Source organism: Pseudomonas sp. WS 5411, assembly GCF_012985595.1.
Lineage (GTDB): Bacteria > Pseudomonadota > Gammaproteobacteria > Pseudomonadales > Pseudomonadaceae > Aquipseudomonas > Aquipseudomonas shahriarae.
Genome location: NZ_JAARMC010000028.1, coordinates 33573 through 49192 on the forward strand (window position 1 = coordinate 33573; position 15620 = coordinate 49192).

Sequence of the window (15620 nt, forward strand, 5' to 3'; positions counted from 1 at the left end):
TTAGCAAAGCACCTGCACCTAGACAGGTCATTGCGCGTTACCCAGCGAAAGCAGTCGTTCGCATTGCGCCACTTATAAGCAACTGCCTTATGGATGAGCGAACGAACAGGAAGTCCTGGTGGTGCATTGAGGGATGATTTATGCGTGAGAAGTCGTCAGTCGATAGCCTGTTTCTGACTCGTACCGGTTTTGTTGAATTCTTTGTGGTTTTCGTCAAGTTAATCCACGGCCTGACAGCGGTCCTGCCGGCGATGATCCTGTTGTTCTACCCGGATCCAGTCGACCCGCAAATGCGTGGCCACTACCTGGGCCTGCTGCTGTTTTTTGCGATCCTGACCATTATTCTGTTCCAGGCCCTGGGGGTGTACTCCGAGGACCTGTTCAGCAACCGCCTGCGTTTTCGCGTGATGCTGGTCGCGTGGATCTCGGCGTTTTGCATCCTGCTGTTCATGTACCAGATCCTGCTCCTGTTCCCGCAGTTGAGCCCGCGCAACCTGATGTTCTGGTTCAGCCTGAGCCTGGTGCTGTTTGGTGTGGAGCGCATCCTGATGCTGCGCCTGTACCGCAACCTGATGAAGAACGGCAAGTTCCTGCAGCGCACGGTGATCCTCGGCTTTACCGACACCGCCATCCATGTGGCCGAACACCTGTCGCGCAACAGTGATATCCGCTCCGGCCTGATCGGTTTTATCGACGACCGCACCGAACGCATTCCCAAGGAACTGAGCAGCCTGCCGTTGCTGGGCAACACCCGCGACCTGGAAAAGCTGATCAGGTCCGAACAGGTCAACCAAGTGATGATCACCCTGCCCTGGGCCGCCGAGCAGCGTATCAACGGGCTGGTCAAGCGCCTGCGGCAGATGTCGGTCAACGTCATGCTGGTGCCGGACATGGCCGCCCTGCGGTATGGCCACAACCGCATTACCGATGTCGGCGGCATCTTGATGTTCAACACCTCGCAACTGCCGCTGCGCGGTTGGTCACCCTTTATCAAGCGCTGTGAAGACCTGCTGCTGGCCGGTGCCGGCCTGCTGCTGTTGTCACCGATCATGTTGGTGACCGCCATTGCCATCAAGCTCGACTCCAAAGGCCCGGTGCTGTTTCGCCAGAAGCGCTACGGCTACAACGACAACCTGATCCGGGTGTTCAAGTTCCGCTCGATGTACGTCGACCAGACCGACTTCAACGCCGAGTGCCAGACCACCCGCAGCGACCCGCGCATCACCCGCGTCGGGCGGATTATCCGCAAGACCAGCATCGACGAGCTGCCGCAACTGTTCAATGTGCTGCTGGGCAACATGTCGATGGTCGGCCCGCGCCCCCATGCCACCGCCACCAAGGCCGCCGGGATTCCGTTCGAGGAAGCGGTCAGCGAGTACAGCTCGCGGCACCGGGTCAAGCCGGGTATCACCGGGTGGGCGCAGATCAATGGCTACCGGGGTGAAACCGACACCCTGTTCAAGATTCAGAAACGGGTCGAATACGACCTGGAATACATCGCCAAATGGTCGGTGTGGTTTGACCTGTACATCGTTTTCATGACGGTCCCGGCCGTCCTTTCCACCAAGGAAGTCTATTGATGAACCCTCTCAACGGATTGATTCCCTGCATCATTTCCGGTGGCTCGGGCACGCGGCTGTGGCCGGTTTCGCGGCAGAGCATGCCCAAGCCGTTCATGCGCATGCGCGACGACCAGAGCCTGTTGCAGAAAACTTTCCTGCGCGCCAGCCACCTGCCGGGGGTCGACAGCGTGCTGACGGTGACCAACCGCGACCTGCTGTTTCGCACCCTCGACGATTACCGCGCGGTCAACACCGGCCAACTGGGCCTGGACTTGCTGCTCGAACCGTTTGGCCGCAACACCGCAGCGGCCATCGCGGTCGCCGCGCTGCATGTGCAGGAGTTTTTCGGCGCTGATGCGCAATTGCTGGTGATGCCGGCCGACCACCTGATCCTCGATGAAAGCGCCTTCGCCCAGGCCGTGGCCCAGGCCCGCGAATTGGCCGACGCCGGCTATCTGGTGACCTTCGGCATCCAGCCCGATCGCCCCGAGACCGGCTTTGGCTATATCGAACAAGGCGCGGCGCTGGCGCAAGGCTTCCGTGTCCAGCGTTTCGTCGAAAAACCCGACCTGGCCACCGCCCAAGGCTACTTGGACGGCGGCAAGCACCTGTGGAATGCCGGAATGTTCTGCTTCAAGGCCGCCACCGTGCTCGACGAGTTGGCGAACCACGCCCCGGCCGTGCTGGACGCGGCCAAGGCGGCGCTGGAGCACAGCACCAGCCTGCAGAACAGCAGCAGCCGCCAGCGCGAACTGAACCCGCAAGGCTTTGGCACCGCGCCGGACATCTCCATCGACGTGGCCCTGATGGAAAAATCCGCCCAGGTCGCCGTAGTGCCCTGCGATATCGGCTGGAGCGATATCGGCTCCTGGGAAGCCCTGCGCCAGCTGACCCCCAGTGACAACAACGGCAACCAGATCAATGGCGAAGCGATCCTGCACGACGTGCACAACTGCTATATCGACTCGCCCAAGCGCGTACTCGGTGCGGTCGGGGTGCGTGACCTGATCATCGTCGACACCCCCGACGCGATCCTGATCGCCGACGCCAACCGCAGCCAGGATGTGCGCCATATCGTCGCCGAGCTCAAGCGTCAGAACCATCCCGCGTTCAGCCTGCACCGCACCGTCACCCGGCCCTGGGGCACCTACACGGTGTTGGAGGAAAGCACCCGCTTCAAGATCAAGCGCATCGTGGTCAAGCCCAAGGGTTCGTTGTCTTTGCAAATGCACCACCACCGCAGCGAACACTGGGTGGTGGTCAGCGGCGCGGCAATGATCACCAATGGCGAGCGCGAGATCCTGCTCAACATGAACGAGTCCACCTATATTCCCGCCGGGCACAAACACCGCCTGACCAACCCCGGCATCATCGACCTGGTGATGATCGAGGTGCAGAGCGGCGAATACCTGGGTGAAGACGACATCGTGCGCTTCGACGATATCTACGGCCGCACGCCCGCCAGCGAGCCCAAGCCCTGATGCGGACTTCACTGATCATCCCGACCCGCAACGCCGCCAGCCACCTCGACCGGCTGCTGCCGGCGCTGCGCATGCAGACCCTGCAACCCGACGAGATGCTGGTCGTGGACAGCGCGTCGAGCGATGCCACGGTGGCGCGCTTTCGCGAGTTCGGTGCGCGTGTCGAAGTGATCGCCGCCCGCGACTTCAACCACGGCGGCACCCGTCGCTGGGCCAGCGAGCAAGTGGGCGGCGACGCCCTGATCGTGATGACCCAGGACGCTATCCCGGCCGAGCCCGAGACCTTTGCCAAGCTGCTCGCCGAGCTGCAACAGGACCCACTCAACGGTGTCGCCTATGGCCGCCAACTGCCGCATCCCGGTGCGGGGGTGTTGGGTGCGCAGTCGCGCCACTTCAATTACCCGGCCCACAGCCGCAGCAAAAGCCTGGCCGATGCGCCGCAGCTGGGGATCAAGACCTGCTTTAGCTCTGACTCGTTTTCCGTGTACCGGCGCAGCGCCCTGGAGGCCGTGGGCGGCTTCCCCGCCGATGTGATCGGCAGCGAGGACGCCTACGTCGCCGCACGCATGCTACTGGCGGGCTGGAAGGTGCAATACGCCGCCAGCGCCCAGGTCTATCACTCCCACGATTACCGACTCATGGATGAGTTTCACCGCTACTTCGACATTGGGGTGTTCTACGGCCGCGAGCCGTGGATCCGCCAGGCGTTTGGCGACGCCGGCGGTGAAGGTAAACGCTATGTACTGGCCGAATTACGTGCCTTGCGCGAGGCCAACGCCTTGCACCGCGCCCCCGAAGTGGTGGTGCGCAGTGCCTTTAAATTGCTGGGCTATCGCCTCGGCCACCTTGAACGCTACCTGCCCAAATCGCTCAAGCAGCGCCTGGGCATGTTTTCCACCTACTGGACTTGAGCCGTCATGAAGACTACCAACCGACGTTCCCGTCTTACCCTGTTCAGCCTGTTGAGTGCCTCGATCTGGCTGGCTGGTTGTTCGACCCCTGCGCGGGTGCCGCTTCCTGACAACAACACGCTCAAGGCCGGCCACCAGGCGGCGCTGACCTTGGCCGACCTGCCGCCCCCGCAGGTGCTGATCCAGAGTGGCGACCTGTTGCGCATCGTGCGCGATGCCCAGGAGCCGGCGGCGGCCGACGACATGACAGTGTTCGTCGTACGCCCCGACGGCGTGATCTCCATCCCCAACATCGGTCGGGTCAAGGCGGCATTGCGCACCCCGGAAGACCTCGGCAAGGAAATCACCGACAAGTACAAGCGCATCTACCGCGAGCCGGCAGTGACGGTGAACATCGCCAGCGCCCCGAGCAACAAGGTGTTTATCGGTGGTGCGGTGCCGAACCCGGCGTTTTTCGACCTGGCGGGGAATGTCAGTGTGGAGCAGGCGTTGCTCAGTTCAGGGGGGGTGTTGCCGTCGGCAGATAGCTCCAACGTGGCGTTGATGCGCACCGGCCCGGATGGTAAGTACCGGACGTACTTCATCAGCCTGAACAGCATGTTGACCAACCCGAACCATCCCAGGGTATCGCTGCAACGTGGTGATTTGATCTTTGTGCCGCAGTCTGGCATTGGCGCAACCGTGGAGGCGGTGGATATGTACTTCACCCGCCTGTTCCCGATCAACAAGGGCATTGGTATTGGCTTGAACTACGACCTCAACGACAGCGGTGTGAAGAACAGCGGGAATACGACCAACAACACGAGTATCGACAACGTCAACATCCCCGGGGTCCCTTAGCAATGGAACGCGTCTTTGATACTTCGATGCCTGCGCCCAAACCCCATCTTCATCTCCCTATCAATGGAGTGATCCTGTGATCGAAATCCGCTCTCTACGCGACCTCTTGCGGTTGTTTTTCATCTTCCGCCGCGAGTTCAAACTGGCCGTGATCACCACGATTGTGGTGGCCGTGTTGGGTGCCTTCCTGTTGCCGGCTCGCTACGAGTCCGACGCGCGCTTGCTGGTCAAGCCAGGGCGGGACAACACCACGTTGCCGATCGAAGCCGCCAACCGCCAGACGCTGATTGCGCCCAGTACCCAGCACGACCCGATCGTCGATGAGGAGAAGATGCTCACCGGCCGGCCCATCGTGCACATCGTTGCCGAGCGCTACCTGGCAATGACGTCCGAGCCGCCACAGGGCTTCTGGAAAGTCACCAAGTTCTACGTCAAGAAAGCCGCCGGTGAAGTACTGGATGCGGTGCGCAGCGTCCTGCAATTCGTCGGCCTGGCCGAGAAGCAAAGCCCGCTGGAACGCCTGGCGACCAAGCTGGAGAAGAACTTCGAAGCCGGCCACGAACCGGGCTCCTCGGTGATCGAAATTTCCTTCACCTGGGACGATCCGGCCATCGCGCAGAAAGTCGTCGAGACCTGGGTCGATGCCTACCTGGAAGAGCGCGCGCGGATTCTCGGGCGCAAGAGCCTGCATACCTTCTATGAAACCGAACGCAGCAAGGTCGCGACCAACATCCAGGGGCTCAAGGATGAACTGCAGGGCCGCTTGAAGCAGATCGACTCGATCAGCGTGGACGCGCGCCTGAAAAACCTGACCAACCAGATCGACCGTGTCACCGACGCCAAAGTCACCGCGCAAAACCAGATCGCGGGGATCCGCAGCTTCCTGGCCAACGCCAGCCAGCAGATCAAGAACCAGCCGGCCGAAGTGGTCACTGGCCGGGAAACCAGCCTCAACCCGACCCAGCTGGACCTCAAGCGCCAGCTCAATGCCCTGCAAGTAGAACGGGCGCGCCTGCTGCGCACCTATCTGCCGAACACACCGCAGGTCAATCAGATCGAGCAGAACATCCGCGACATGGAAGCCCTCAGCGCCCAGGAAGCGACACGCCTGGAACGCTCGCAAAACACCGCGCCCAACAGCCTGGTGATCAACGTCAAGCAGCAGATCATCGACGCCCAGTTGCAGGAGCGCAAACTGGCCGGGGAAATCGAGAACTACGACAAGACCCTCGCCGAACTGCGCGCCCAGCGTGACCAGGCGATGACCGATGAACCTGAGCTGAACAAGCTGACCCAGCAACTGCGCACCGCCGAGAAAAGCTACGCGTTGTACTCGGAAAACCTCGAACAGGCGCGCATCGACCACGCACTGGACAGCAGCCAGATCAGCAACATCGCCCTGATCGAACACGCCACCCTCAACCCGGCGCGCGTGTTTCCCAAGAGCCTGCTGATTCTGCTGTTCACCATTCCTGCCGGCCTGGCCGTCGGTTTGCTGACCATCTACGTGCTGTACCTGCTGGACCAGCGCATCCACGACGGCGCGCGCTTGCAGGAAGTGTTCGGTGTACCTCTGTGGAGCAGCATCCCCGATGTGCAGCACGCGACACCGGCCGCCCTCACCGCCAGCATCTATCGCTTGTACAGCCTGCTACCCGCCGAGCGCATCGCCAGCGAGGGCTTTGCCCTGGGCCTGACCTCGGCACGGCACGGCGAAGGCGTGAGCTTTATCATCGAGCAACTCAAGCGCCTGCTCGAAGAGCGTGGCCACCGGGTCTCGGTCAACGGCACTGAAGCGGCGAAGCCGGGTGAAGTGTTGCTGTTGGACGCCTCGGCCCTGTCGTCCAACCCGCAGGCGTTCCTCACCCTGCGCCGCGCCGAGCAGATTGTGCTGGTGATCGAAGCCCGCACCAGCACCGTACCGACCATCGAGAACGCCCTGTCGTTGCTGACCACTGCGTTCGGCAAAGTGGATGGGATGATCCTCAACCGCCGCCGTTTTGAAGTGCCGGCCAATGTCCTGGCACGGCTCAACAGCTGGCGCGGTGCGGCCTGATGCGCATTGCGTTGCTGGCGCCACTGCCACCGGAGCAGACCGGGATCGCCGACTACGCTGCGCACTTGCGCAGCGCGTTGCGCGAACGGGGCCTGGAGGTGCTGACGCCTCTGGAAGGTTGCCTGGACCTGGCTGAACAATTGCGGCGCCTGCAGGCCTTTGACTGGCGCGGTGTGGACCTGGTGCATGCCGAGCTGGGCGGCGGACGCTTTGCCGAGTTCCAGGCCCTGGACTACTTGCGCCGGGCCCAGCCGCAATTGCCGCTGACCGCCACTGTGCATGATCCGGAGCGCCTGATCTGGCGCCGGGCCAAGCTGTTTTTCCCGCTGACCCTGCTCGAACGCCTGCCCCACCCGCTGCCCCAGGCGGCGGCGTTGCTCGCCGATCCATTGACCCTTTACGAAGAACGGCGCCTGGCCAAAAGCATGCGCCGCCTGATCACCCTCACCCGCCTGGGTGGCGATTGCTTGCGCCAGCGCATGGGGCTAAAACCTGAGCAAGTGGCGGTGATTGCCCACGGTAACCTGCCCATCGCCCCCGTGGCCTTGCCGCCGTTGCAACCGTTGCGCCTGCTGTATTTCGGCTTTATCTACCGCGGCAAGGGCATCGAAGATCTGCTGCAGGCCCTGGCCCGCTCCCTGAGCGCCCACCCGCAATGCCGTGGCCAGGTGCGCCTGACCCTGGCCGGTGGCACCGCGCCGGAGATGACCTTCGACCCCGCCGGCAATTACCTTGAGGGCCTGCGCCAACTGATCACCACCCTGCACCTGGGCGATGTGGTGGACTGGCAACTGGACCTGCCCTCAGCCGACATTCCCCATACCATCCAGGCCCACCATGTGATGGTGCTGCCGTACCGTGAATCGAAAAAACTCGGTTTCCTCGGCCAGATGCGCGGCACCAGTGGCGCGCTGTCCTGGGCCAACGCCTGCGGGCGCGGAGTGATTACCTCCAATGCCCGCGCCTTCGCCGAAGAAGTCGCCGGTGGCAATGGCATCACCTATCAACAGGGGGATATCGCCTCGTTGAGCGATGCCCTGAACCGCCTGATCCTCGACCCGCAACAGGCCCGCCAATGGGCCGACCACGCCGCCGACATCGGCCGGCAGCGCCAGTGGGCCAGCACCGCGCAACGCTTTGCCGAGTTGTTCCAGGCCGCAGTCAAGGAGCCTTTGTGATGAATGTTTCGTCAACTCGCCGGATGTGGCGCTACCTGTCACTGGTCATTGCAATGGCCGTGGGCGGCGCACTGCTGCTCAGTGAAAACGTCGACGCGGAGCCCGTGAACCTGGCGCCCCAGCGCACTGTGGAGTGGCGCGAGTTCCTCGGGGTGAACGCGCATTTTCTGTGGTTCAAGCCCGAGCAGTACCAGAAGCAGATCCGCCAATACCAGAAACTGGGGCTGGACTGGGTGCGCGTCGACCTGCACTGGGACCGCCTGGAGCCCAAGGAAGAAGATTATCAACTGAGCACCTTCGATGAACTGGACCGCACCCTGACTGCCGAGAAAATCCGCTCGGTGTTCTACCTGGTGGGTTCGGCGCCGTTTATTACCACCGCCCCCAAAGGCGCAGAATTCCAGGACCAATACCGCCCGCGAGACGCCAGTGTGTATGCCCTGCGTCTGGCCCTGCTGGCCAAGCGCTACCCGAATATCAACGCCTGGCAGGTGTGGAACGAGCAGAACCTGCCGAACAACTGGCGCCCGCAAGTGAATGCCGAGGAATACGCGCGCTTGCTGCTGGCCAGTCACCAGGCACTGAATATCGCCGCACCAGACAAGATCCAGGTGATGGGCGGCATGGCCTACTACAGCCAGATGCCCCCGCGCGGCAAAACCCTGATGTTTGAAGCCCTCGGCGCGCTGGGCGTGCAAACCCTGGGCATGGTCGCGGCGTATCACCCGTACTCGATGACCCCGGAAACCGACGAACCGGGCAAGAATGAAGTGCTGCTGCGCGGCGACCAACTCAACGCCGTGCTGCACGGTGCCGGAGTCAAGGATGTGTGGGCCACCGAGTGGGGCTGGTCCAGCTATGCCGGGCCCAAGGAGATGCAGGACCTGATCGGCGTCGACGGCCAGGCCGATTTCACCTTGCGCCGCCTGGCGCTGATGGCGTCCCAGGATTACCAGAAGATTTTCCTGTTTGCCCTGTCCGACCTGGATGAACGCGCCTCCGTACGTGACCAGCACTATGGCCTGCTGGACCTCAACGGTGAACCGAAGCCGGTCTACAGCGCCCTCGCCCGCTTCCTGGAGATCACCGGGCCAACGCTCAAGCCGGGGGTCACCCCCGTGCTCGAGGACGTACCCAAGACTTTTTACAGCGTGGCCTGGACCCGCGAAGACGGCAAACACCTGTTGATGTACTGGAGCGCGGAAGGCACCCGCATCACCTTGCCCAAAGTGCAGCACGCCGAACTGCTGGACCCGCTGACGGGCGCCAGGCAGACCCTAAACGATTACAACGGCATTCGCCCCGTGGTGAAACCGTCGTTGCAGATATTGGTGTGGTAGCACGCCCAGGCATGGAGAGCTGCACGTGAGAATCCTGTGGATTGTGCCCTATCTGCCGTGGCCGACGACCAGCGGCGGCAAGACCCGGCAGTACCATTTGCTGCGTACCTTGAGTGAGCGCGGGCATCGCATCACCTTGCTGGTGCAATCGAAGACGCCGGCCGATGCCGCCGTGCACGCGGCCCTGGAGCCCTTGCTCGAGCGCCTGATCGTGGTGCCGCGCCGGGCCCTGAAACACCCCATGACCCTGCTCGCCGGGGTGTTTGCGCCCTGGCCGCTGCTGACCACGGTCAACGGCCTGTCGCCGGTGCTGCAGGCGCGCTTTAGCGAACTGTTGAAGGAAACCTGGGATGTGATCCAGGTCGAGCATAGCTACAGCCTGCAACCGTACTTCACCCTCTTGCAGCAGCAAGCGCGGGATTTCGTGCTCACCGAGCACAACCTGGAATCGAGCCTGGGCGGCGCCACCTATGACCGCTTTCCAAAATGGGCCGCGCCGTTCGTGCGCTACGACCAGTGGCGCTGCCAGCAGTGGGAGCGCAAGGCGTTTGACGCGGCGTGCCATGTGGTTGCCGTGACCCAGGCCGATGCCCAGGCTATCGGGCAACTGACCAAGACCCCGGTGAGCGTGGTGGTCAATGGGGTCGACAGCCGCGCATTCAGCGACGTCAGCGCCGCCCCGCAGAGCCAGCGCCTGTTGTTTGTCGGCAACTACGAATACGCGCCGAACCTGGACGCGGTGCAGTGGCTGCTCGACGACATCTTCCCGCGGGTCTGGTTGCAATGCCCCAACGCCCGCCTGGCGGTGGCCGGCTTCGGCTTGCCCGCACACTGGCGCGAGCGCTGGGTGGACGATCGTATTGAATGGCAGGGTTTTGTTCCCGACCTCACCGCCTTGCAGCGCCGCTGTGCAGGGTTTGTCGCCGCGCTGCGCCATGGCGGCGGCTCCAAACTCAAAGTGCTGGAGACAATGGCCGCCGGCCTGCCGCTGGTGAGCACCGCCCAGGGTGTGTCCGGGCTGGCGGTTGAGCCGCAGGTGCATTACCTGGCCGGCGAAAGCGCCGAGGCCCTGGCCGATGGGATTGTGCGCCTGCTGGACGAACCGACGCTGGCCCGGCAACTGGCGCAGGCTGCGCGCGACTATGCGCGCAACCATCACGACTGGGCGGTGGCCGGTAATGAACTGGAGCAGATCTACCGCACCTTGCCCACCCAACAGGAGCCTCAAGCATGCGCGTAGCCCTGGATTACCGCCCGGCCACGGTCGCGCCTTCGTCGGGCATCGCCCGCCAGGTGCTGGCCCTGGAACACGCCTTGCGCGCCCGGGACAACACTGAAGTGGTGCTGTTTACCGAAGCGCCGCTTGATCATCCTCAGCGCGAGACGGCGGTTTGCCCGGCCTGGGCCAGCCCCCTGGAGGGCCTGCAACGGCCTCAGGTGCGCTGGCGCTTCGAGCGCGGCTTCCTGCCCCGGGAAATCCACCAACAGCAGATCGACCTGTACATCGCCACGGCCAACATGGGCCTGCCCTTGTGCCGCAAACCCGCCGGCACCCGCTATGTGCTGGTGCTGCATGACCTGTTTCAACTGACCCACCGCAACTTCCATCGCTCCCGCCTCAAGGCCCTGGCCTACCGCCTGATCGACGGCGCGTCGATTGCCTGGTCGGTGTGGCAAGCCGACCGGGTGTGGTGCCCGTCGCAGTTCTCGTGCGATGAGGCTGCGCGCCTGTTTCCCTGGGCGCGGGCCAAGTTCCGCGTGTTGAATAACCTGGTGCCGGAGTTCACCGAGGCCCCCGAGCCGTTGCCCGAAGGCATTCCGCCGCGCTACTGGCTGGTGGTGGGTACCCGTGAGCCGCGCAAAAACATGGCGTTTTTCCTGGCGCAATGGCAGGCCAGCCGCGCCCAGGACCCAAACGTGCCCGACCTGGTACTGGTCGGCCACGCCAGCGATGTGCCGGCGTCCCTGGGCGAGTTGCCCGGCCTGCATTGGCGCAGTGGCTTGTCCGACGGCCAGTTGCAGGCGCTGTACCGGCATGCCGCGTACCTGTGGCAGCCGTCCTATGCCGAAGGGTTTGGTTTGCCGGTGGTGGAAGCGCTGAGTGTCGGCACGCCGGTCGCGGTTGCCCGTGGCTCGGCCCTGGATGAAGTGGCGCCGCCCACCGCACAGCGTTTTGCCCCCGACGACGCCGGTCAACTGCAAACGTTGATGGTGTCACTGGCTGCACCGGGGGGCACGGTCGACCCCGAACTGCAACGCACATGGGCCCGGCAATTTGCCGAACCGGCCTATCGCCTGCGCCTGGATAAACTGCTCAAGGAATTGAACCGCTAATGCTGCCAGGAAAACTCGTTAGTCTGCTCCTGGGCCTGGTCTTCGGCGGCCTGCTGTTGGCACTGCCGCCGATGAAGGTCTTTATGATCGTGGTCGGCCTGGGCGTGGCGCTGACCCTGATCCGCAAACCGCTGTGGGGCTTGCTGATCTTTGCCGTCTTGGCCACCAGCATTCCCTACACCACCTTGCAACTGGGGATCCGCACCACCATCAGCGAGGCGGTGCTGGGCCTGACCTGGGCCGGGGTGTTCTGGCAATCGTTTATCGGCAAGACCCGTGGTTTCATGGTCTGGCGCCCCACGGAACGGGCGTTGATGTGGCTGATGCTGTTCAGCACCATCCCGTTTATCTGGGGCATGATCATCATCCACGCCGAGGGCAACGGCCCGGTGAACTGGGTGCGCTGGCTGATGAACCTGTCGCTGCTGTTTATCGTGCCGCTGCTGCTGCGCACCGATGCCGACCGCGACAAGGTGGTGGTCGCTCTGCTGCTGGGTAACCTGGCGATGCTGTTGCTGTCGATTTTCATGTTCCTCAAGACGCGCAACGCGATGTCGATGATCGACATTCTCACCGACCTCAAGTACGCCCACCCGGAGGCGGTGAAGGATATTTTCTCGGCCAACTACAAGCGCATGGCCTCGCCCTGGGTTCACCCGAACCTGACCGGTGGCGTGCTGGTGCTGTTTATCCCGCTGGCGCTGTTCTACGGCTGGACCCGCACCGGCTGGCGCCGCGCCCTGGGCCTGGCAGTGGCGGTACTGGGTTGCGCCGGCCTGCTGCTGAGTATCTCCCGGGGCGCGATTGTGGCCCTGGCGCTGATCCTGATCTGGCTGACCTACAAGCGCGTGCCTCACAGCGGGCGGATCATCGGTATCGGCGCGGCTTTTGTGATCGCCCTGGTGCTGTTCTATCCGCCGCTGCAGGACCGTTTGATGACGATGTTCTCGACCACCAACGCCAGTACCGAGATCCGTTTCGACGAGTACGCCGGGTTCCCCGATGTAATGGCCAAGTACCCGTTGGGGATCGGTTTCAAGATCGACCCACCGGTGCCGGGCAGCAACTTGCTGGGGATTTCCAACCTGTGGCTGAACTTCATCTACAAGATTGGTGTTCCGGGGATGCTGCTGTTCATCGCCGTCACCGTGCTGTGGTGGCGAGAAGTGCGGCCATTAGGGATGGTGCGCAAGGTCACCGCCGACAACGCCCTGTGGCTGGGTTGCGTGTGCGGCGTGCTGGCGGCGCTGCTGACCGGGATTTTCGACCACTACTTCAGCTTCACCTTTGTATTGATCGCGCTGTTCTGGCTGTTGATGGGCATCAGCCTGCAACAGGTGCGCCTGAGCCCGACCATTACTGCTCCTGTTTCCGTGCCAAAGGATGACCGACCATGAAACATCGCACTATTCACTCCCCCGACCTGCGTGACCGCCTGCCCGCCCTGGCCAGCGAACTCGGTGCAAGCCTGGAAGACTTGCAGGACGGCCTGGCCTGGTGCCTGGCCAACGAGGTGGTTTTTGAAGAGGGCGAAGGCGAGAACAAGCGCTTCTGGATGACCTCTTTCGATGTGGAACCGACTATCGAGCATCCGGTGGCACGTCGGCTGTTCCATCGCATGAAACAGGATGTCCCGGCGCAGTTCCTGCCGATTTATGGCAAGAACTGGGCTACCCTCAAGGACCGCTGGCGCAGTGCCTGGGACATGGCCTACAACATCCTGATCAACAAGATCCCCAGCCACCACATACGCATCGGCTGGCTGCGCCTGGGCGGCGCGAAGATCGGCAAGGGGTCGAGCCTGTGGCGCAACACTGAGGTGCTGGGCATCCACAACCTGAGGGTCGGCGACGACACGGTGATCGGCTGGCATTGCCAGGTGGATGCACGCTCTGGGCTGGTAATCGGCAACCATGTGGCGATTGCCTCCCATGTGCTGATCATCGCCGGCAGCCATGACTTGCAGGCGCCGGAGTTCTGGTCGATTTCCGGGGCGATTTATATCGACGACTATGTGTGGATCGGCAGCCGTGCGCTGATCGGTTTCGGCACCCACCTGTGCGAAGGCTCGGTGGTGACTGCCAATACCGTGGTGGCGAAAACCGTCGCGCCGTACAAAATTGTCGGCGGCACCGGTGCCAAAGTCATGGGCGAACGCGTTCGGGGGCTGAACTACAAGGTGGGTGGCAAGGGCCTGTTCACCCTGTTCCACTGATGTTTGGCAGCACCCTGTGGCTGACCCTGGCGACCCTCGCCGGGCTGGTGGCCGGCTTTGCCCGGGAATGGCTGCTGGTCGCAGCCTGGGGTGCGGGCAGCCGCAGCGACGGGTTTCTGGTGGCGGTGTTTTTGCCCGAGGCGCTGCGCATGACCCTGGCCGCCGGTTTGCTCGCCGCTGCGGCCCTGCCCCTCTATCAACAACGGGATGCGCAACGCCAGCAAGCCTGGTTGGCCAGTCTTTCGCCGCGCCTGCTCGGCGTCGGCCTGGGCCTGTTCGCCCTGCTGGCCCTGGGCGCGCCGCTGTGGGTACGCCTGATCGGCCCGGGGCTGGACGCCGCAGCCCACGACCAGGCCGCCGCCAATCTGCGCTGGCTGGCCGCCTGTGCGCCGGGGCTGGTGATGCATGGCCTGTTCAGTATTCCGTTGCAGGCGCGCCAGCGCTTTGTGCTGCCGGGGCTGGGCTCGCTGCTGTTCAACCTGCCGCCGGTGCTGTACCTGTTTATCCGCGGCACGGCCAGCGACAGCGCGGAACTGGCAATGTGTTTTTTTGCCGGCAGTGTGTTGATGTGCCTGCCCTTGCTGGCACCGGTCTGGTCGTTCGGCTGGCGCCCCTGGCAGGTCAAGGGTGATGCCCTGGCCGGCCGCGAACTGCTGGGACGTATCGGCCCGCTGTTGGCGAGCAATCTCGCCAGCCAGGGCCTGGCCTTGCTCGAACGGCTGATCGCCAGCTACCTGGGCGAAGGTGCGGTGACCTGGGTCAACCTGGCGCGCAAGCTGATCAACCTGCCGCTGATTGCGCTGATGAGCCTCAACCAGGTATTGCTGGGGATGATGAGCGGTGAACAAGGCCAACAACGCCTGGCCTTGCTGCGCCGTGGCCTGGACGCCGCCACCCTGCTGAGCCTGCCCGCCGCCCTCGGCCTGATTGGCGCCAGCCCGGTGCTGATTCACCTGCTGATGCCCGCGCAAAGCGCCGACGGCCCGCTGCCCGCCCTGCTCGCCTGGTTCGCCACACCCCTGGTGTTCGGCGCCTGGAACGCCATGCTCGCACGCTATGCCTACGCCAGCGGCGACACACGCCTGCCACTCAAATGTGAACTGCTGGGCAGCCTGGTCAACGCCGGCCTGTTGGTATTGCTGCCGTACTTCTTCGGCCTGCCAGGCATTGCCTTGGCGGCCCTGGGTGGGGTGATCGTCACCAACCTGCTGCTGATGCAACGCCAACACCTGCTCGGGCAACTGGGCTGGCCGTTGCAGTGGGGCTTGAGTGTGGTGTTGCTGGGTGTGGCGGCGCTGGTGCTGCACCCGCTGCATAACGATGGCTGGCAGTTGGGTTTGAGTACCTTGGCGGGCGCCGGGGTGCTGGTGGGATTGGGGCTGTGGTTCAAGCCGTGGAAGGCTTGAGCTGCGAAAGCAAAGGCATAACAAAAGCCAGCGCGCGGAGGTGCTGACTGCGATGGTGGTGTGTCAGCTAGCAGAAACAGTGCCTGGACCACCGCTATCGCGGGCAAGCCCGCTCCCACAGGGGGGTTCTGCCGGGCATAGAGTTTTGGCCATACCACCGTTCAAATGTGGGAGCTGGCTTGCCTGCGATGGCGGTGTGTCAGCTAGCAGAAATGGTGCCTGAACTACCGCTATCGCGGGCAGCCCGCTCCCACAGGGGGGCTCTGCCGGGCATAGAATTTTGGCCACACCACCGTT

Annotated in this window: 12 protein-coding genes; all 12 read left to right on the forward strand. The window is 63.4% G+C overall.

Annotation, left to right across the window (positions count from 1 at the left end; translation table 11 throughout):
- The first annotated feature begins 140 nt into the window (after positions 1-140).
- The 12 genes from HBR93_RS24265 (at position 141) to HBR93_RS24320 (ending at position 15323) form a co-directional block, all read left to right on the forward strand.
- On the forward strand, positions 141-1580 hold the full coding sequence (locus tag HBR93_RS24265) for an undecaprenyl-phosphate glucose phosphotransferase (RefSeq protein ID WP_057439111.1): 1440 nt from the start codon (positions 141-143) through the stop codon (positions 1578-1580).
- The gene (locus tag HBR93_RS24270; RefSeq protein ID WP_169961248.1) at positions 1580-3043 is read left to right on the forward strand and encodes a mannose-1-phosphate guanylyltransferase/mannose-6-phosphate isomerase; all 1464 of its coding nucleotides are present in this window, start codon (positions 1580-1582) and stop codon (positions 3041-3043) included. The genes HBR93_RS24265 and HBR93_RS24270 overlap by 1 nt, the downstream gene beginning before the upstream one ends.
- Positions 3043-3954 (forward strand): glycosyltransferase, encoded by a 912-nt coding sequence (locus HBR93_RS24275; RefSeq protein ID WP_115127909.1) that lies wholly within the window; start codon positions 3043-3045, stop codon positions 3952-3954. Before HBR93_RS24270 ends, HBR93_RS24275 begins: the two co-directional genes overlap by 1 nt.
- A gap of 6 nt (positions 3955-3960) precedes the next feature.
- Positions 3961-4794 carry a polysaccharide biosynthesis/export family protein gene (locus HBR93_RS24280; protein WP_169961249.1) on the forward strand — a complete coding sequence of 278 codons (834 nt, stop codon included), beginning with the start codon at positions 3961-3963 and terminating at the stop codon, positions 4792-4794.
- A 76-nt stretch (positions 4795-4870) separates the two neighbouring features.
- Positions 4871-6850: an exopolysaccharide transport family protein gene (locus tag HBR93_RS24285; protein WP_057439115.1), complete on the forward strand. Its 1980-nt coding sequence runs from the start codon at positions 4871-4873 to the stop codon at positions 6848-6850.
- Complete coding sequence (locus HBR93_RS24290; protein WP_169961250.1) at positions 6850-8028, forward strand: glycosyltransferase; 1179 nt, start codon at positions 6850-6852, stop codon at positions 8026-8028. Before HBR93_RS24285 ends, HBR93_RS24290 begins: the two co-directional genes overlap by 1 nt.
- Positions 8028-9368: a beta-xylosidase gene (locus HBR93_RS24295; RefSeq protein WP_169961251.1), complete on the forward strand. Its 1341-nt coding sequence runs from the start codon at positions 8028-8030 to the stop codon at positions 9366-9368. Before HBR93_RS24290 ends, HBR93_RS24295 begins: the two co-directional genes overlap by 1 nt.
- A gap of 25 nt (positions 9369-9393) precedes the next feature.
- A complete protein-coding gene (locus HBR93_RS24300) occupies positions 9394-10608 on the forward strand; it encodes a glycosyltransferase family 4 protein (RefSeq protein ID WP_169961252.1) in 1215 nt (404 codons plus the stop codon).
- Positions 10599-11702 (forward strand): glycosyltransferase family 1 protein, encoded by a 1104-nt coding sequence (locus tag HBR93_RS24305; protein ID WP_169961253.1) that lies wholly within the window; start codon positions 10599-10601, stop codon positions 11700-11702. Before HBR93_RS24300 ends, HBR93_RS24305 begins: the two co-directional genes overlap by 10 nt.
- Positions 11702-13099 (forward strand): O-antigen ligase family protein, encoded by a 1398-nt coding sequence (locus HBR93_RS24310; protein WP_120732462.1) that lies wholly within the window; start codon positions 11702-11704, stop codon positions 13097-13099. Before HBR93_RS24305 ends, HBR93_RS24310 begins: the two co-directional genes overlap by 1 nt.
- Entirely contained in the window at positions 13096-13917 is an 822-nt protein-coding gene (locus HBR93_RS24315) for an acyltransferase (protein ID WP_057959055.1), read from the forward strand. Before HBR93_RS24310 ends, HBR93_RS24315 begins: the two co-directional genes overlap by 4 nt.
- Positions 13917-15323 (forward strand): lipid II flippase MurJ, encoded by a 1407-nt coding sequence (locus HBR93_RS24320; RefSeq protein WP_115127903.1) that lies wholly within the window; start codon positions 13917-13919, stop codon positions 15321-15323. Before HBR93_RS24315 ends, HBR93_RS24320 begins: the two co-directional genes overlap by 1 nt.
- Positions 15324-15620 lie beyond the last annotated feature (297 nt).

Excerpts from the sequence above, each read along its gene's own strand:
- HBR93_RS24295 (WP_169961251.1), top strand. The coding sequence starts at position 8,028 with ATGAATGTTTCGTCAACTCGCCGGATGTGGCGCTACCTGTCACTGGTC.
- HBR93_RS24290 (WP_169961250.1), top strand. The coding sequence starts at position 6,850 with ATGCGCATTGCGTTGCTGGCGCCACTGCCACCGGAGCAGACCGGGATC.
- HBR93_RS24280 (WP_169961249.1), top strand. The coding sequence starts at position 3,961 with ATGAAGACTACCAACCGACGTTCCCGTCTTACCCTGTTCAGCCTGTTG.
- HBR93_RS24315 (WP_057959055.1), top strand. The coding sequence starts at position 13,096 with ATGAAACATCGCACTATTCACTCCCCCGACCTGCGTGACCGCCTGCCC.
- HBR93_RS24310 (WP_120732462.1), top strand. The coding sequence starts at position 11,702 with ATGCTGCCAGGAAAACTCGTTAGTCTGCTCCTGGGCCTGGTCTTCGGC.
- HBR93_RS24305 (WP_169961253.1), top strand. The coding sequence starts at position 10,599 with ATGCGCGTAGCCCTGGATTACCGCCCGGCCACGGTCGCGCCTTCGTCG.
- HBR93_RS24265 (WP_057439111.1), top strand. The coding sequence starts at position 141 with ATGCGTGAGAAGTCGTCAGTCGATAGCCTGTTTCTGACTCGTACCGGT.
- HBR93_RS24320 (WP_115127903.1), top strand. The coding sequence starts at position 13,917 with ATGTTTGGCAGCACCCTGTGGCTGACCCTGGCGACCCTCGCCGGGCTG.
- HBR93_RS24270 (WP_169961248.1), top strand. The coding sequence starts at position 1,580 with ATGAACCCTCTCAACGGATTGATTCCCTGCATCATTTCCGGTGGCTCG.
- HBR93_RS24275 (WP_115127909.1), top strand. The coding sequence starts at position 3,043 with ATGCGGACTTCACTGATCATCCCGACCCGCAACGCCGCCAGCCACCTC.